This is a genomic window from Streptomyces sp. NPDC058375 (assembly GCF_042723425.1).
Classification (GTDB): domain Bacteria; phylum Actinomycetota; class Actinomycetes; order Streptomycetales; family Streptomycetaceae; genus Streptomyces; species Streptomyces durocortorensis.
Map to the genome: position 1 here is coordinate 1 of NZ_JBHXJG010000010.1, position 16,546 is coordinate 16,546.

Annotated in this window: 17 protein-coding genes; 7 read left to right on the forward strand and 10 right to left on the reverse strand. The window is 69.5% G+C overall.

The features are described from left to right. Positions 1–181: 181 nt before the first annotated feature. The 4 genes from ACFWM7_RS03395 to ACFWM7_RS03410 form a co-directional block, all read right to left on the reverse strand. On the reverse strand, positions 182–499 hold the full coding sequence (locus tag ACFWM7_RS03395; RefSeq protein WP_383254497.1) for an STAS domain-containing protein: 318 nt from the start codon (positions 497–499) through the stop codon (positions 182–184). A 102-nt stretch (positions 500–601) separates the two neighbouring features. Then, entirely contained in the window at positions 602–934 is a 333-nt protein-coding gene (locus ACFWM7_RS03400; protein ID WP_383254499.1) for an anti-sigma factor antagonist, read from the reverse strand. Continuing rightward, positions 931–2,058, reverse strand: a complete 1,128-nt coding sequence (locus tag ACFWM7_RS03405) for a PP2C family protein-serine/threonine phosphatase (RefSeq protein ID WP_383254502.1) — start codon at positions 2,056–2,058, stop codon at positions 931–933. Before ACFWM7_RS03405 ends, ACFWM7_RS03400 begins: the two co-directional genes overlap by 4 nt. Before the next feature lie 95 nt (positions 2,059–2,153). Then, positions 2,154–2,582 carry an ATP-binding protein gene (locus tag ACFWM7_RS03410; protein WP_383254605.1) on the reverse strand — a complete coding sequence of 143 codons (429 nt, stop codon included), beginning with the start codon at positions 2,580–2,582 and terminating at the stop codon, positions 2,154–2,156. A 531-nt stretch (positions 2,583–3,113) separates the two neighbouring features. On the opposite strand from ACFWM7_RS03410, the gene ACFWM7_RS03415 reads away from it, so the two are divergent. After that, a complete protein-coding gene (locus tag ACFWM7_RS03415) occupies positions 3,114–4,121 on the forward strand; it encodes an alpha/beta hydrolase (protein ID WP_383254504.1) in 1,008 nt (335 codons plus the stop codon). 78 nt (positions 4,122–4,199) lie between these two features. On the opposite strand, the gene ACFWM7_RS03420 is transcribed toward ACFWM7_RS03415, so the two are convergent. After that, positions 4,200–4,862 carry a TetR/AcrR family transcriptional regulator gene (locus ACFWM7_RS03420; protein WP_383254506.1) on the reverse strand — a complete coding sequence of 221 codons (663 nt, stop codon included), beginning with the start codon at positions 4,860–4,862 and terminating at the stop codon, positions 4,200–4,202. Between the two features lie 143 nt (positions 4,863–5,005). Here ACFWM7_RS03420 and ACFWM7_RS03425 point away from each other — a divergent pair, with 143 nt between their 5' ends. Together ACFWM7_RS03425 and ACFWM7_RS03430 are read left to right on the forward strand one after the other, a co-directional pair. Next, entirely contained in the window at positions 5,006–5,266 is a 261-nt protein-coding gene (locus tag ACFWM7_RS03425) for a hypothetical protein (RefSeq protein WP_383254508.1), read from the forward strand. 32 nt (positions 5,267–5,298) lie between these two features. Next, positions 5,299–6,906 carry an MFS transporter gene (locus ACFWM7_RS03430; protein WP_383254510.1) on the forward strand — a complete coding sequence of 536 codons (1,608 nt, stop codon included), beginning with the start codon at positions 5,299–5,301 and terminating at the stop codon, positions 6,904–6,906. Positions 6,907–7,036: 130 nt separating this feature from the next. On the opposite strand, the gene ACFWM7_RS03435 is transcribed toward ACFWM7_RS03430, so the two are convergent. After that, the gene (locus tag ACFWM7_RS03435; protein ID WP_383254512.1) at positions 7,037–8,173 is read right to left on the reverse strand and encodes a PucR family transcriptional regulator; all 1,137 of its coding nucleotides are present in this window, start codon (positions 8,171–8,173) and stop codon (positions 7,037–7,039) included. Positions 8,174–8,394: 221 nt separating this feature from the next. Here ACFWM7_RS03435 and ACFWM7_RS03440 point away from each other — a divergent pair, with 221 nt between their 5' ends. Beyond that, entirely contained in the window at positions 8,395–9,903 is a 1,509-nt protein-coding gene (locus tag ACFWM7_RS03440; RefSeq protein ID WP_383254513.1) for a flavin-containing monooxygenase, read from the forward strand. A 200-nt stretch (positions 9,904–10,103) separates the two neighbouring features. Continuing rightward, the gene (locus tag ACFWM7_RS03445; RefSeq protein WP_383254516.1) at positions 10,104–11,051 is read left to right on the forward strand and encodes an amidohydrolase family protein; all 948 of its coding nucleotides are present in this window, start codon (positions 10,104–10,106) and stop codon (positions 11,049–11,051) included. A 234-nt stretch (positions 11,052–11,285) separates the two neighbouring features. Here the strand turns inward: ACFWM7_RS03445 and ACFWM7_RS03450 are convergent, their stop codons facing one another. Further along, positions 11,286–12,731, reverse strand: a complete 1,446-nt coding sequence (locus ACFWM7_RS03450) for a dihydrolipoyl dehydrogenase family protein (RefSeq protein ID WP_383254518.1) — start codon at positions 12,729–12,731, stop codon at positions 11,286–11,288. Between the two features lie 123 nt (positions 12,732–12,854). Here ACFWM7_RS03450 and trxA point away from each other — a divergent pair, with 123 nt between their 5' ends. Next, positions 12,855–13,271 (forward strand): thioredoxin, encoded by a 417-nt coding sequence (gene trxA / locus ACFWM7_RS03455; protein ID WP_383254519.1) that lies wholly within the window; start codon positions 12,855–12,857, stop codon positions 13,269–13,271. Positions 13,272–13,426: 155 nt separating this feature from the next. On the opposite strand, the gene ACFWM7_RS03460 is transcribed toward trxA, so the two are convergent. Both ACFWM7_RS03460 and ACFWM7_RS03465 read right to left on the reverse strand, forming a co-directional pair. Further along, positions 13,427–13,699 carry a hypothetical protein gene (locus ACFWM7_RS03460; RefSeq protein ID WP_383254522.1) on the reverse strand — a complete coding sequence of 91 codons (273 nt, stop codon included), beginning with the start codon at positions 13,697–13,699 and terminating at the stop codon, positions 13,427–13,429. Positions 13,700–13,754: 55 nt separating this feature from the next. Continuing rightward, positions 13,755–14,777, reverse strand: coding sequence for a LacI family DNA-binding transcriptional regulator (locus ACFWM7_RS03465; RefSeq protein WP_383254524.1), 1,023 nt, complete (start codon positions 14,775–14,777; stop codon positions 13,755–13,757). Between the two features lie 145 nt (positions 14,778–14,922). Here ACFWM7_RS03465 and ACFWM7_RS03470 point away from each other — a divergent pair, with 145 nt between their 5' ends. After that, complete coding sequence (locus ACFWM7_RS03470) at positions 14,923–15,390, forward strand: type II toxin-antitoxin system PemK/MazF family toxin (protein WP_383254526.1); 468 nt, start codon at positions 14,923–14,925, stop codon at positions 15,388–15,390. 199 nt (positions 15,391–15,589) lie between these two features. Here the strand turns inward: ACFWM7_RS03470 and ACFWM7_RS03475 are convergent, their stop codons facing one another. Continuing rightward, positions 15,590–16,411, reverse strand: a complete 822-nt coding sequence (locus tag ACFWM7_RS03475) for a TIGR02452 family protein (protein ID WP_383254528.1) — start codon at positions 16,409–16,411, stop codon at positions 15,590–15,592. Positions 16,412–16,546: the final 135 nt, after the last annotated feature.

A 16,546-nucleotide genomic window follows, 5' to 3' on the forward strand; every position in this document is an offset into this window, starting at 1 on the left:
GCATCCGCCACCGGCCCCGGACCGCCCGAGCGGGGATCAAGCCGCCGCCCGCTCCGCAACGGCGCTGCCTCGACCTCGTGATTTCGGCTGCCCCGTGACCGCGAACGTGGTGATCTCGATCGCCGTCGGCGCGGCGTCAGGGCGCAAGAGCATGCCGCACGGGACGGCTATCGGCCGGGGGTCACGAGTTCTGGGCCTCGTCGACGGTGGGGTAGACACGGAGGAAGGCATCCGCGCCGACGACGGCGAGCAGGCGCTCGATCGTCTCGGAAGGGGCGGCGATCCGCAGATCGGTGCGTTGGTGGGTGGCGATGAGGAGCCTGAGGAACATGGAGTCGGCGAAAGTGATGCCGCTGGCGTCCAGGACCACGCCGGGGTGATTGGCCAGAACCGTGTCGATCTGTGCTTCGAGGGGCGGGAGGGAGTCCAGATCGAATTCGCCGCGGGGCGCTATGACGGCCAGTGGCACGCTGCTCTGCCTGTGTTCGTGGGTCGACATACGGGGCAGTATCCCCCGCCGTGAGCCGGGGTCACGTACCGGGGGCATGTCTGCCGCGACGGCGTGGGGCGGGAGGGCCGGTGTTGTGCCGGACAGTTCGGCCTAGGCGTCGGACAGGGTGGGCAGGACGATAAAGAGCGCATCGGCGCCGGTGGTGTCCAGGCGGCGCTGGAAGGATGCGCTTAGGGGCCCGACAAGGAGAACGGGGCAGCGGGAGAGCGCTTTGATCAGGTGTCCGAGGAGCGTCTCGTCGCCGAAATGCAGAGCTCCGAGATCAACGATGAGAGGGAGCTTTGACAGCATGGCGCGGGTGAAGGCGGCCTGAACACCACCCTCGTCGTCACAGGAGGCCCCGCGTAACGTGAGCACGTAGAAATCCGGATCCCGGAAGACGGCTTCGAGGATCAGCAGGCTTTGGCCTGGGGCGCCCCTCACCGATACCGCGCGACAGGCCCCAGGGGGGTGGGCAGGCGTAGAGCGAGCAGAGCGGTGTCATCGCTGGCCCAGCCGTCGTGATGGGCGGCCAGCGCGCTGCTGATGCTCTCCACGGTCGCCGCCGCGTCCAGCCCTGTGGTGCCGGCGAGGGCGGCGGCCAGCTCCACCTCGCCGAAGACCAGCTGTCCCGATCCGGGCGCGCGGCCGGGGCGGGGGCGGGCTTCGCAGGCGCCGTCGGTGTAGAGCAGGAGAAGGTCACCCGGGGCGAGACGGAACCGGACGTCGGTCAGCTCGACGTCCTTCACGACGCCGAGAAGTGTTCCCGGTGCCCCGAGCTCCTCGACACGGCCGTCGGCGCGGCGGATCAGCGCCGGAGGATGGCCGGCCAGGCTGATACGGCCGGCCAACCCGGTCGTGGTGAGGCGGAAGGCGGTGTAGACGGCTGTGAGAAACCGGGGAGCCCGCTGGTCGAGCATGGCGGCGTTCAGCTCGCTGAGCAGCGCGGCAGGTGGCAGGGGGCGGGTGGCGTTCGCGCGAACTGTGTAGCGGGCCAGGGCGGTGACCTTGGCGGCTTCCACGCCCTTTCCGCACACGTCGCCCAGAACAGCCGCGTGGGCGCCGCCGCGGATGGCGAAGAGGTCGTAGAAGTCCCCGCCCACTTCGACGCCGCTGGTGGCACCCGACGAGGCCGGGAGGTAGGACGCGGCGACGTCCAGTCCCGCCACCGGGTGCAGAACCGGAGGAAGGAGCCCCGCCTGGAGGGAGCGCGCGAGCTCGGCGGTGTGGCGGAGGATCCGCTCGGCTGCTTCCAGGGACTGCCGCAGGTGGAGCTCGGCGGAGACCGAGCGGGCCAGGGTCTCCAGCGTGGTGAGGTCCCCCTGGGACCAGGTCCGAGGAGCGTCGTCGATGACGCAGAAGCTCCCCAGCACGTCACCGTCCGGTGAGAGCAGAGGGAAACCGGCCCAGGCACCGATGTGCATGGGCCCGACCGAAGGGTGCTCCCGGGTCCGGGGATCTCGTGCCGCGTCGTGGATGACGAACGGCTTGCCGTCCAGCCCGATCAGAAAGTAGCAGAAGCTCTCGCGCACGGGGTTCTGGCGATCGGCGATCTCCGGGGCGTCCACAGCTTGCAGCAGAAGTACCGGTGGCTGCACAGGTACCCCGCGCCGCCAACTCTCGCCGGCGGGCGGGACTGTCGGGCGGGACTGTCAAGGCGGGCCTACCAGACCGTCCGGCCCGAAGGGCTCTTGTCGGCGCTGTCCTGCAGGGCAATCTGTACACACACGCGTTTGCCGACAGCTTCACGACGGAGTTCAAAGCTCTGGCAGACCGCGAGAACGAGCTCCAGGCCGTGCTGCCCGACCCGGTTCGGATCAGCGGGCGAGGGAGAGGGCAGAACCGGGCCCGAGTCCCACATCGAGATGCTCAGCACGGTGCCGTCGGATACGACATCGAGGAGGCACGGGCCCGGAGCGTACTTGCACACATTGGTGGCGAGCTCACTCACCACCAGCTGCGCGACGTCCGCCGCTCGCCCCGAAACCGTCCATGCGCGCAGCGACTGACCCGTGGAGAGGAACTCCCGTACGAAGCCGCGGGCACGACCGATGTCACCCGAGGTCATCTCGTACGCAGCACTGCTCCGCATAGTGGTCGTGGTGACCTCCTCCTTGCCTCTTCGGCTCACGTAACCGTCAGCAACTGTCAGCCGTTGCAGCCCCGTCCCAGTCGGCTGCACCAAGCAGCCGCGATGCCGCGTACCCGCTCCTGAACCTTTCAAGTCGCCCGCCTCGATCGGACGGCACGCGCGACATTGGGCCGCGTTTCCACAGTGTGAAGGGCGTCTCGCAGTCGCCGTGGCCCTCCGCGGAAGAGGCGAGGCGGGGCGGGGCGGGGCGGTCAAAGCATGGCGAGAGCGAAACTACGGGAAGGCATTTCGCCTCCCTGGTCCGGTGGTCTTGTGCACTTCGCCCCTGGTCGATCCCAGACCGGTCTCCGGATAATGACGCTCATGCCCGCAAACTCCTCGCGCTCGCCGCCGGGCTCGACCTGCGGTCGCGACGGGGCCGTCGGGCGTCGCGGCTGCCTTCGATGCAGTACGCAATGGACATAAGGCCGCTGCGCGGACTCCTGGTGGCCGCCCCTGCGCAGCGCCTGACACGGATGGGAGTGTGATGTCGTGACGACGGTGCTGGACTGGAAGCCGGATGCGCTGGAGGGATACCACCACCACACCTTCGACCTCGGCCCGGATCCGGACGGGGAGGGCAGGGCGAAGGCGGTTCTGGTCCGCAGGACGGGAGACGCGGCCGGCGCTGAGCCGCCGCAGGCAGCAGTCCTGCACGTCCACGGCTTCACCGACTACTTCTTCCAGGTCGATCTGGCGGAGTTCTATGCCTCCCGGTCTCATGCTTTCTACGCCCTGGACCTGCGCAAGTGCGGCCGCGCCCGCAGGCCCGGCCAGACGCCCCACTACGTCAGCGACCTGACACTGTACGACCAGGAGCTGAATCTGGCTCTGGATGCCATCGCCGCGGAACACCCGGGGTTGCCCATCCTCCTGGCCGCCCATTCCACCGGCGGCCTGATCCTTCCGCTCTGGCTCGACAGGCGCCGCGCGGCCGGCATGACGGGGCCCGACATCTCCGGGCTCGTCCTCAACAGCCCCTGGTTCGACCTCCAGGGCAGCACCGCGCTACGGGGCCCGATCACCCAGATCCTCCGCGCGGCGGCACGAGTGGTGCCGATGCGCACTCTGCCCCTCCCGAGCAGCCCCTATGGCGACACGCTGCACAAGAGCCGCAGAGGCGAATGGGACTGGGACCTCGGACTGAAACCCCTCCAGGGCTATCCGGTCAGCATCGGCTGGCTCAACGCCGTCCGCCGCGGCCATGCCGCCCTCCACCGCGGCCTCGACATCGGCGTCCCGTCGCTGATCCTGCGCTCGGACCGCAGCCATTTCTCCACCGGCCTCTCGGACCTGAGCGACGGGGCGGACCTCATCCTGGATGTACGCCAGATCGCCCGCTGGTCCGGCTGTCTCGGGGACGAGACCACGGTGGTCCCCGTCGAGGGCGCCCGCCACGACGTCTTCCTCTCCCGCACCGAGGTGCGGCAGAGGGCGTATGCGGCGCTCGCCGACTGGCTGGCCCGCCCGCGCCGCGTCCGTACGGCGATGATGCCCTGATCGTCGGTGCGGCGGACGGGCCAGGGTGCGGCCAGGTCACGACAGCGTGCGCCCTGGGGCGCCCCGGGGGCTCAACGTCTACATGAGTGCCTCCGTGGGGTGCGCGGCGGCGGCCCGGTCGACGGTGGCGCGGGCCTTGGCCGCAGGGACGCCGAGGGTGAGCAACTGGCTGTAAGCAACGTCCGTTTCGTCACCGTCCCAGACCCCCTTCTGCTGGGCGGCGTGGAAGGTCAGGGAGCAGGCCTCGATCAGGTGAGCGAGCAGGTCGGCGTCCAGGGGTGACTGGAAGGCGCCCTGTTCCTGGCCGTGGCGGATCAGGGCGGCGACGGTGGTGTTGAACGGTTCCATCGCCGCGAACAGCGCATCTGCGGCACCGCGGCGCGCCACTTCGATGACCGGGCCGAACCGACTCGCCGTACCCCAAGTGCGCAGGATCAACCCCGCCATCTCCGCGGGCGCGTCGTCGGCGTGCACGTCGACCTCCCCGACGTACGCGATCAGCTCCTGCGCCCCGAGCCGCACCACGGAGGCGATCAGGTCCTGGCGGGTGGAGAAGTGACCGTACACGGTCCGGCGGACCATGTTGGCGGCCTCCGCGATGTCGTCCATGGAGGCGTCCGGATTGCTGGACAGGACGTTCTGCGCAGCGGTCAGTATCGCCAGCCGGTTCCGCTCGCGGGCCCGTAGGGACCGGCCGCGACCGGGCGCCGGTTCCGGGTGCTGAGAGTCAGGGAGCCTCACCACCTCATGTTTACACACTCCGAGCCCCTTCAATTTGCACGAGGTGAGCAAAAATGCTCAACTCGTAGTGACGGTGCCGGGGGCCCGCCCCCATCGCGGCAACCGATGCCTGCGTCCCCCGGCCCGGACATCAGGAGGGCGCAATGAGCATCACGACCGTGAGCTTCCCCTCGGGCGGCGTAGAACGGAAGGGTGCTCTGTACCTTCCGGACGACGCGCTCGGCCCGGGAACCCGCCGTGGCGTACGGGCCGCGCTTCGGCGGCGTCAAGAAAATGCTGATCCCGTACCAGGCGACACCGCCGAGCCGGGCCGGCATCGCCGTGCCGGCGATCGCACGGAGACCTCCATGAGCCCGACCGAACTCATCCCGAAACAAACCCACTTCGGCATGGAGGGGCGATGAACAGCCTCTTCGCGAACACGCCGGTCGAAAGGATGACCGGCCCATATCCGCGGCGCTGGTGGGCGCTTGCCGTGCTGTGCCTGAGCCTGCTGATCGTGGTCATGGCCAATACGTCCCTGATCGTCGCGGCTCCGGACATGACCCGGGACCTGGAGCTCAGCAGCAGCGACCTGCAGTGGGTCATCGACGGCTACACCGTCCCCTACGCCGCGCTGATGCTGGTGCTGGGGTCGCTCGGCGACAAGTACAGCCGCCGCGGCGCCCTCATCACGGGCCTGCTGATCTTCGCGGGCGGTTCGGTGATGGGCAGCCTGGTGGACCAGACGGGCCTGGTCATCACCGCCCGCGCCGTCATGGGCGTGGGCGCCGCCGTGGTCATGCCCGCCACACTGTCCCTGCTGGTGGCGACCTTCCCCAGAAACGAGCGAACCCGGGCCATCACGGCCTGGACCGCCACCTCCGGCCTGGCCATCGCGGTGGGCCCTCTGGTGGCCGGCTGGCTGCTCCAGCACTACTCCTGGGGCTCGACCTTCCTGATCAACGTCCCCATCGCGGTGGTCGCCGTGCTGGGCGCGCTGGCCCTGGTCCCGCCCTCCAAGGCCCAGGCCATGGGCCGTATCGACTACGTCGGCGGCCTGCTCTCGATCGTCTCCGTCGGCGCTCTGGTCTATGCCATCATCGAGGGCCCGCACTTCGGCTGGGGGGCCGGCCCCGTCGCCGCGGCCGTGGTCGCCGCAGTGGGTCTCACCGTCTTCGTCCTGTGGGAACTCAGGCACCCGCACCCGATGCTGGACGTCCGCAAGTTCAAGCTGCGCCCTTTCAGCGGCTCCATGATCGCGGTGCTGTTCTTCTTCTTCGGCACCTTCGGATCGATCTACTACTCCACGCAGTTCCTTCAGTTCGTCCTCGGCTACGACGCCCTGGAGACCGGCGTGCGACTGCTGCCGCTGGCCGGAGCGGTCTTCGTCGGTGCCGCGGTGACCGGAAAACTGACCCCGAAGCTCGGGGTCAAGGCCATGATCATTCCTGGTATGGCCCTCGGCACCGTGGGCGTGTTCCTGCTCGCCCAGATCGACAAGGGCTCGACGTACACCGACTTCCTGCCGTCGCTGCTCCTGCTCGGCTTCGCGATCGGTCTGAGCGTTTCCCCCGCCACCGACACGATCATGGACGCCTTCCCCGAATCCGAACTCGGCGTCGGCGGTGGCGCCAACGACACCTCGCTGGAACTCGGCGGTTCCCTGGGCATCGCCGTTCTGGGCTCCCTGCTGGGCACCGCCTACAAGGACAAACTGGGCGACATGGTCGGCGGACTGCTCCCGTCCACCATCCTGGACACCGCCAAGGACTCCGTCGGCGGTGGCATCGCGGTCGCCGAACAGATCGCGAAGACCCCCGAGGGCGGTCCCGGCCAGGCCCGGGCCCTGGTCGACGCGGTGAACGAGTCCTTCGCCCACGGCGTGGCGCACACCAGCCTGATCGGCGGCATCATCATGGCCGTCGGCACCCTGATCGTCCTGGCCGTTCTGCCCGGCCGCCGAGCCGGCGGCCAACACCGCCAGGAGAAGACCGAAGCCGGAAAGCAGCACGCCTCCACGGACGCCGCCCCCCGTAACGGCGCAAGGAAGGACGGGCTCTGAACTCCGGCCGTCCTACGCTCGAACACGGATGGCAGGCGCGCCGACCGGGACGGCGTACGCGCTGCCGCCGGTACGCCCCCGCCCGAACAGCCCTCGCCATGCAGGTAGGCGAGGGCTGTTCGGGCGAGAATCACTCAGCTTGTCGCCACCGCAGTACGTCCAGGGCCGCGGCCACCGACACGACGTTCTCCGCAAGGGGCCGGGGGAGCAGTTCGTCGGCTTGGCCGAGCCGACGAATCACCGTGTTGCGATGGGTGAACATGCGCTTCGCGGTCCCCGTGACATTGCATCGTTCGCGCACATAGGTGTCCACGGTGCGCTGGATCTCGATATCCGCATGCAGGAGCCGGCCGAGTGTGTCGCGGAGGAACTCATCCACCTGGGTGGGGTCGTTGGCCAGCATCGCGACCAGCTGGACGTCCTCGTAACGAGCGGCCTGCTGGGGCGAGTCCAGTCGGGCCAGCATCCGCTGCGTGGCGACCGCGTCGAAATGGCTGCGACGGAAGCCGTCGATCCCGGTCGCGGGGCGCCCGAACGCCACACGGACATGCGGGCTGTCACTCAGTACCTCCGACATCTGCGCCAACGCGGGCACGTCGGCGGCCGGAAGCCAGATCCACAGCGCGGAGGCACCGACCGCGATCGTCAGGCGACGGGTGGCCCTGGCCATGCGCATGACCGCCTCGGTGACAGCCTCCAGTTCACCTGATGAACTCGACGCGTCACTCCATACGATGGCCGCGGTGTGCCAACCGCCCAATGGATATCCCAGTTCGGCCTCGGCGCGGGCCGACGCGACCGGTGCCCCTTCGAGCAGGAGAGTGACGATGGCCCGCCGCTCCGCCTGTGCGTCACGGAGGAGCTCAGCGCGTTCGGTCTCCATGCGGACGGAGACGGCAGCCACCGTGTCGTCGATGAACGTCGTCATCGACAACCAGGACACTTCCAGCAGTTCCTGAAGCTCAGCCGGGTCGCGCGTCAGGTCGAAGCAGATCGGCATCCACAGTTGCCAGGCCACGTTCTGACTGACGCGATACGCCTCCAGCCCCCGCTCATCGATGCCGCTGCGTACCAGGTTACGGGCGATCTCGGCCGCTTCGGCCGCAGAAATCGTGGGCACGGGGTCGCCGGGGTGGTGCACGTTGGCCAGCGACCAGCGGAGCACGTCAGCGAGACTCGACCGCCGCGTCGACGCGAACAGCGCCGGGTCCTCGGTCGCCGCGCGCATGCGCTGACGGCTCAACGACGCAGCGTGCAGCAGATCCACCCACTCATCGCGACTGGCGAGCACGCGCTCCGACGCCTGCCGCAGAAGTTCCCGGACAGGTGGAGAGACGGCGGGCCATGACGTAGCCGGTGTAGCGCTATGCACCATTTCAAGATTATCGCAGTGCACTTTGCGCCTGTGCAACGTCTCGGAGGGCGGCAATCCTTGTTCGTGTCGAAGGATCACAGGCTCACCGAGACCACCCTGAGGAGGCCCACCCCATGGCCGATTCGCAGCCAGTCGTGGAGCACTTGGATGTGCTCGTCATCGGAGCGGGTCTGTCCGGCATCGGAACAGCGTGCTACGTCAAGAAGCTGCTTGAGGCGAAGAAGCTTGCCATTCTGGAGTCCCGTGGTGCGGCAGGCGGCACGTGGGACCTGTTTCGCTATCCCGGTATCCGCTCCGATTCCGACCTGCAAACGTTCGGCTACGAGTTCAAGCCGTGGCGCGAAAAAGAAGCGATCGCCGACGCACCACAGATCCTTTCGTACCTCCGCGAGACGGCGGCTGAGCACGGAGTCGACCGCGATATTCGCTACCACCATCGAGTGGTGCGCGCTTCGTGGTCCTCGTCCGCGGCCCGTTGGACGGTCGACGTCGAGCGTACCGACACCGGCGAGCGCGTCCAGCTGTCGGCGTCCTGGATCTTTTCCGCGGCCGGCTACTACCGCTACGACGAAGGATTCACGCCGAAGTTCGAGGGCCGTGATCAGTTTCGCGGCACGATCGTGCACCCCCAGCACTGGCCGGAACACCTCGACTACACGGGCAAACGCGTCGTGGTGATCGGAAGCGGCGCTACAGCGGTCACCCTTGTCCCTGCCATGGCGGACGATGCCGAGCATGTGGTCATGCTGCAGCGCACACCCTCTTACGTGCTGCCGATCCCGCGCCGGGACCGCATAGCCAACGCGCTCCAGCGTTTTCTCGGCGCAGAGCGCGGTTACGCGATCACGAGGCGCAAGAACATCGGTCGCATGCGGACCATCTACTGGCTGTGCCGACGATACCCGAATGCGGCCCGGCGGTTCATCAAACGGCAGATCCGCAAACAGCTGCCGACGGGCTACCCGGTCGACAAACACTTCACCCCACCCTACGACCCGTTCGACCAGCGGTTGTGCATGGTCCCCGACGGCGACCTGTTCCGTTGTGTCGCCGATGGCCGGGCGTCGATCGTGACCGATCGCATCGCCACCTTCACACCCTCCGGCATCCGGCTTGAGTCCGGACAGGAGATCGAAGCCGACGTTGTCGTCACCGCCACCGGTCTGAACCTGCAAGCCTTCGGGGGCATCGAACTGACCGTCGACGGGGTGCCGACGCACCTGTCCGACACCGTCACCTTCAAAGGCATGATGCTTTCCGGCATACCGAACTTCACCTACGCACTCGGCTACGCCCACTCCTCCTGGACCTTGAAGATCGGTCCCGTCAGCGAGCACTTCAGCATGCTGCTGGATCATATGGACACCCGTGGGCACGAGATCTGCCGTCCGATGCTCGCCGATCCCCTGATGCCGCGTCGCCCTTTGATGGCCCTGTCGTCCGGCTACGTCCGGCGCAGCGTGAACCAGCTCCCTCACCAAGGTGACCGACGGCCGTGGACGAGTTCCGTCGACCTGCGCGGAGATGTGGCGCTGCTGCGGAAAAGTGGCGTCGTCGATCCGGCGCTCCACTTCTCCAAAGCAGCCGTACCTGCCAAGGCCCAGGTGCCACAAGAGGGCTGACTCGTCTGGAGAAACCGGTGAACAGGCACGTTGGGTCCATGCCGACGTGACGAACCGGAGCCGGCAGAAGGACGTGCCGGTGGCCTTCGAAACCCAACACGATCTTGCGGAGCGAAAAGGCGGCCGAAGAAGGCTTGGACTACGGCTGGTCTGCTGTGACAAGACGGCCCATCCGTAACGATGAAGAAAACGAGGTTCCGATGTCTGACGACGCACCGCTGGTCGACGTCCACGCCCACTACACGACCGCGGAGTACATCGCGAGCGCGAAGGCTGCTGGACACCTGATGGCCGATGGCATGCCTGCCGATTACTGGCCTTCGTGGACGCCCGACGCGCATATCGAGCTGATGGACCAGTGCGGCATCGGCAAGTCCTATCTGTCGATGTCCTCCCCGGGGGTCCACTTCGGTGATGACGCCGCCGCTCGCGAGCTGGCACGGCAGGTCAATGACGCGGGCGCCGAGGCCAAGGCGGCGTTCCCGGACCGGTTCGGACTGTTCGCCAGTCTTCCGATTCCCGACGTCGGCGGGTCGCTCGACGAAATCACCCGCGCCTTCGACGATCTCGACGCGGACGGCTTCATCGTCATGTCGAACGCCGGCGGAACGTATTTCGGCAGCGTCGCAAGTCGTCCGATTCTCGAAGAGCTCGACCGGCGCAACGCCGTGGTCCTTCTTCATCCCACGTCTCCACCGGAACACGAGCTCATCGATCAGGGCTGGCCGCGACCGATGATCGAGTTCTTCTTCGACACCGCGCGATCAGTCGTCTCGTACATCGCCAACGGCTTCATCGACGAGTTCAGCAATATCAGACTGATCCTGCCTCACGTGGGCGGTGTGCTTCCGTTGCTGGCGATGCGCGTCGAAATGTTCCTGCAAGGAGGCGGGCTGGCCCAGAACCGGACGGTGCAGGAGCTGCTCGGTGACTGCTACTTCGACCTGGCCGGCAACATCGGGCCCGAGCACCTCGCCGCACTGAGCTCCGTCGCCCAACCGGACAAGATCCTCTTCGGCAGCGACTACTGCTGGACGCGGGCAGAGCCCACCCGATTGCGTCTCGAATTCGTCGACGAGCTGTTGGAAGCGAGCCTTCCGAACTGGCGAGCAACGACTTCGAACAACGCCCGCAAGCTCTTCACCTAGGTACTGTCTCCTGGAAGGCTACCGGCACCATTCCTGCAGGTAAGTGGAAGAGGTGATCTTGCAATCGTGCCCGGCGGTGTCGAGCCGATCTGCCGTGTGACGTTCCGGTGAGCTGGTGGCTGCAGACATCTGGGACAAGCGGCGGACACCGACAAAGCAGCGACCACAACCGCCGGAAGGACGTTCGATCATGCTTCGAGCCAGACCATGCATCCGCGTCTCCACCGTTGGTACTCAACGGCGGTACGTCTCCAGCAGCCGCAGCCACACCTCGCTGATCGTCGGGTACGCCGGGACCGCGTGCCACAGCCGGGCGATGGGGACCTCGCCCGCGACCGCGACCGTCGCCGAGTGCAGGAGTTCGCCAATTCCCGGGCCGACGAAGGTGACGCCGAGCAGGATCTCGCGGTCCAGGTCCACGATCATCCGGGCGCGGCCCCGGTACCCGGTGGCGTAGAGGCCGGAGCCGGCGACCGAGGCGAGGTCGTAGTCGACGGCGCGTACGCGGTGGCCCGCGCGTTCGGCCTCGGCGAGGGTGAGGCCGACGGACGCGGCCTCGGGGTCGGTGAAGACGACCTGGGGGACGGCCGCGTGGTCGGCGGTGGCCGCGTGGGCGCCCCAGGGGGCCGTGTCCAGGGGAGTCTTCAGGGCGCGGGCGGCGATCGCCGCGCCCGCGATGCGGGCCTGGTACTTGCCCTGGTGGGTCAGGAGGGCGCGGTGGTTGGCGTCACCGACCGCGTACAGCCAGTCCGTGCCCTCGACGCGGCAGCTGTCGTCCACGGTGAGCCAGGAGCCGGGTTCGAGGCCGATCGTCTCCAGGCCCAGGTCGTCCGTGCGCGGGGCCCTGCCGGTGGCGAAGAGGATCTCATCCGCCTCGATCCGGTCGCCGTCGTCCAGCTCGACGGTGACCGGGCCGTCGGGTGCGGGGCGGTGGACGGCTGTGACGGAGACGCCCGTACGGATCGTGGCCCCGGCCTCCGTCAGTGCCTCGGCCACCAGCTCGCCCGCGAAGGGCTCCATCTTCGGGAGCAGGCCGCCGCCCCGGATCAGCAGGGTCACCTCGGAGCCCAGCGCCTGCCAGACGGTCGCCATCTCGACGCCCACGACTCCCCCGCCGACGACCACGAGCCGACCGGGGGCCTCCTTGGCGCTGGTGGCCTCGCGGCTGGTCCAGGGGCGGGCCTCCTCGATGCCGGGGAGGGCGGGGACCACGGCCCGGGTGCCGGTGCAGACGGCGACGGCGTGGCGGGCGGTGAGCCGGTGCTCCGTGCCGTCGGGGGCGGTGACGGTGACCGCCCGGGGGCCGGTGAACCGGCCCGTACCCCGGTAGACGTCCGCACCGACGCTCTCCAGCCAGGCGACCTGGCCGTCGTCCTTCCAGTGGCTCGTCTCCTCGTCCCGGTGGGCGAGGACGGCCCCGACGTCCAGGGGGCCCTGCACGGCTCCGCTCAGTCCCGGCACCCGGCGGGCGTCGGCACGGGCGACGACGGGGCGCAGCAGCGCCTTGCTCGGCATGCAGGCCCAGTAGGAGCATTCACCGCCGACCAGTTCCGATTCCACGACCGCTGTGGAGAGCCCTGCGGCGCGGGCCCGGTCCGCCACGTTCTCTCCCACCGGACCTGCGCCGATGACCACTACGTCGTAGGCCGGGCTTTCGGAGGTCTTCCCTGCGTCAGTCATGGAAACAGTGTCCTCTCGGGTGTGCCCGCCGGCCACATGGGCAGGCGGAATAGCGCAAGTGCCGTCACCGTTGTGCCGGACAGGACCGTCAGGATCCCCGGCAGAGGAAGAGGTATCCCCAGCATGAGCACCGTCGAGCTCACCAAGGAAAACTTCGATCAGGTCGTCAGCGACAACGATTTCGTCCTGATCGACTTCTGGGCTTCCTGGTGCGGCCCCTGCCGGCAGTTCGCGCCGGTCTACGACTCGGCCTCCGAGCGCCACCCGGACCTGGTCTTCGCCAAGGTCGACACCGAGGCGCAGCAGGAGCTGGCGGCGGCCTTCGAGATCCGCTCCATCCCGACGCTGATGATCGTCCGTGACAACGTCGCGGTCTTCTCGCAGCCCGGGGCCCTGCCCGAGGCGGCGCTGGAGGACGTCATCGGGCAGGCCCGGAATCTGGACATGGACGAGGTCCGCAAGTCCGTCGAGGAGCAGAAGCGGGCGGCCGAGGCGGGGCAGGGGCAGGGGCAAGGGCAGGGACAGCCGGAGCCCCAGTAGCCGCCCGACCGGCACACGGGACGCCCCGGGGGCCCTGACCGACACCGTCGACACGGTGTACGCGGTCGGGGCCCTCAGTCGTGCCCGGGCGCGCGGCCAGCACGCGGTTGTCGGGGCCCTGGGTCTCGGTCATGCCCGGCCGTGCGTACGCGTTCTCAGGGCGCGGGGCGCTCGCCCTCGGCTCCGGCTACGCGGACCGACATGCCGTAGTCGAGTTCCTCCCCGTCGATGAGCACGGCCTCCACCGTCCGGGTCTCCGGATCGACGTCCGCCTCCATGCCCTCGCCCGCGTACCGGGGGTAGCCCGAAGCCCCCGTCTCGCCGGTGGCGGCGACGACCGCGGACCGGATCGGCCGGCCGGGGGCTCCGCTGCGCGTCCTGCTGTGGTCGGGGATCAGGAGGAGCTCGTAACTCTGCGGATGGCTCATGCCTCCGACGCTAGACACCCGCCGTGCACCGCGCATGTCGTCGCGCCGGAGGCGGTCAGCTGGATTCCCGGTGGACCACGCTGGTGCGGAGCAGGTCGTGGTGGACCGGTGACCCGCCCGGGTGCTGGACCATGCGGTCGATCGTCTCTGCCAGCGGTTGCGGCATGGCGAGTTCCATCCGGACCGTGCTGAGCCGGGGGCGCAGCAGTCTGCCGATGAGGGCGTCGTCCGCGCCGATCACCGCCGTGTCGGCGGGCACGGCCACCCCGGCGTCCTGGAGGGCGCGCATCATCAGCATGGCGTACTCGTCGTTGTACGCGAACACCGCGTCCAGTCCCAGGTCCGGCCAGCGGTCGGCCAGCCGCTGCGCGGACTCCTCCTCGTACCGCAGCGGCAGCGGGCAGATACGGGCCGCGGCGGCTGCGGCGGCGCGCCGGGCGCCGGCGAGGCGGGTTTCGGCGAAGGACGCCCGGCTCGGTTCCTGGGGCATGACCACGCCGATGTGGCGTCGGCCGCGGGCCAGCAGGTGTTCGACCGCGCTCACCCCGACCCGGCGTTGGTCCATGACCAGGCCGTGCGCCCCCGGCACCGGGTCGGGGCCCAGGGTGATCACCGCCTTGGCGCCGGAGCGGGTCAGGATGCCGGTGCCGTGCGGTGTGAGCGCGATGCCCGGCGGTACGACGACGGCGACGGGCCGCAGTTCGGCCCAGGCCGTGGCCGCCTCGTCGGCGGTGAGGCCGACGCTGCCGTACTGGACGACGGTGTAGTCCAGGCGGCGCAGTCCGGACTGGAGTTCCTCGAAGAAATACTGGTGCGGTGGCCCCCCGGGTATGTGGCCGGAGGGCAACAGGACCATGCGGCTGTGTCCGGCGCGCAGACTGCGGGCAGCCGCGTGCGGCACGTAACCGAGTTGGAGGGCGGCCTCCCTGACCCGGCGTCGGGTGGGATCGCTGATCCGGACGGTGGCGTTGTTGTTCAGTACGTACGACACGGTGGCCCGGGACACTCCGGCGAGGCGCGCGACATCGGCGCTGGTCGGGACGGAGACTTCGGCGGGCTGCTGGGGTAACTGGCTCATGGCGTCGGGCAGTCTTCCAGACCCGTGGGGGCGGGTTTCGGCCCGGGGCCCGCAGGTCCGGTCACGGTGGCCGGAACGCCGCCCCGCGGCCCCGGTCCGACGCCCCGCTCCCGGGATCGGGGGTCAGGCGTTCTACGGTGTTGCGATGACGTTCCACGACAGCGCGTACCGTTCCGACAACCCCTTTGACGTGCCCGGCAGCAGCGGGCCGACCGCCACCGTGCAGGCCGATCCCGACGATGTGGGGTCCGTGCGCACCTCCTACGCCCCCGATCGCGACGGCGATCCCGACCCCGGCGAGATCGTCTGGACCTGGGTGCCCTTCGAGGAGAACGACGGGCGCGGGAAGGACCGGCCGGTGCTCGTGGTGGCCCGGGAGGAGGCGGGCACGCTGCTCGCCGTCCAGCTCTCCAGCAAGCAGCACGACCGGGACCACGAGTGGGTGGCGCTGGGCGCGGGCCCCTGGGACAGCTCGGGGCGGCCGTCCTGGGCCGATCTGGACCGGGTGCTGCGGGTCCACGAGGACGGGATGCGGCGGGAGGCGTGCGCCCTGGACCGGGAGCGCTTCGACCGGGTCGTCGGGCGGCTGCGCGAGCGGTACGGCTGGAGCTGAGCGGGCCTGCCGCCGCGTGGTCGGCAGGACCTGGGCGGGGCCCCTGCCGCAGACCCCGGGGGGCGGAACCCGGGCCACCCGGGGGCCAGGATCCGGGCCACAGACCCTGGGCAGGCCCCCGGCCGCAGACCCCGGAGCGGAGCCCGTGCGGCATGCTCTTACGGCCGCCGCCGGGCGGCACGCCCTTGCGGGCCCCGGATCAGGCGAAGGCCCGCGCGAAGGCGGCCCGGGCGGCGGAGTCGGGGTTCCGGTCCAGGATGCCGAAGACGATCTGCTCGAAGTGGCCGCCGAACCGGCCGCCCTCGCCGATCAGCGCCCGGAACGCCTCCGCCACCTGCCCCGGGTCGTGTCGGAACACTCCGCAGCCCCAGGCGCCCAGGACGAGTCTGCGGTAGCCCCGTACGGCCGCGACCTCCAGCACCCGTTCGGCGCGGGAGGCGAGGGCGGCCGGGACGCGGTGGGCGGCCTCGGGGGTCTGCCGTCGGATCACTCCGGCGTTCGGCGCGGGCGAGGTGAGGAATCCCGCCGTGTACGGGGCGTCCAGGAAGTGGCCCCGGTCGTCGCGGAAGACCGGCACGGCGGGCGAGTGGATCACCCGGTCGGTGTAGAAGGCGCTGCGCTCCGCGCGGTGGTGCGCGTAGTACTCGGGGGCGCGCAGCAGGGTCGTGTGGAGGGCCGATCCGCGGCACAGGGCCTCCTCCTGGGCCTGGGCGCCGTTGAGGTAGCCGCCCCCGGGGTTGCGGGCCGAGGCGTAGCTGAGGACGGCAACCCGGCCGGGGGCCTCGCCGGTCATCCGGCGGGCGGCTGCGAGGCTGCTCTCGCCGGTGACCTCGATGTGCGGGGTGCGGTCGGTGTCCAGGGCGGCGACGGGCACCGGATCCGGGCCGTAGAGCCTGGTGCCGGAGCGTGCGGCGGCCACGGCTCGCTCGATGGACACGTCCTGACCTGCTGCGTTGCGGTACCGCCCGGCCTCGACGACCGCTTCTGTCTCGCGCGCGATGCCGCGCAGCCGCGCGCTCACCGGCGCTCCCCCGTGTGGTGCATACGGGGCATGCTGGCGGGGAACCCGGCCTGGGCGCAATCGGATTTTCCTGGCTCGGGGGCACCCTTGTGCGATCTCCGGGTACGGGTTTGGCTGGTAGGCAGGCAGCTGAGA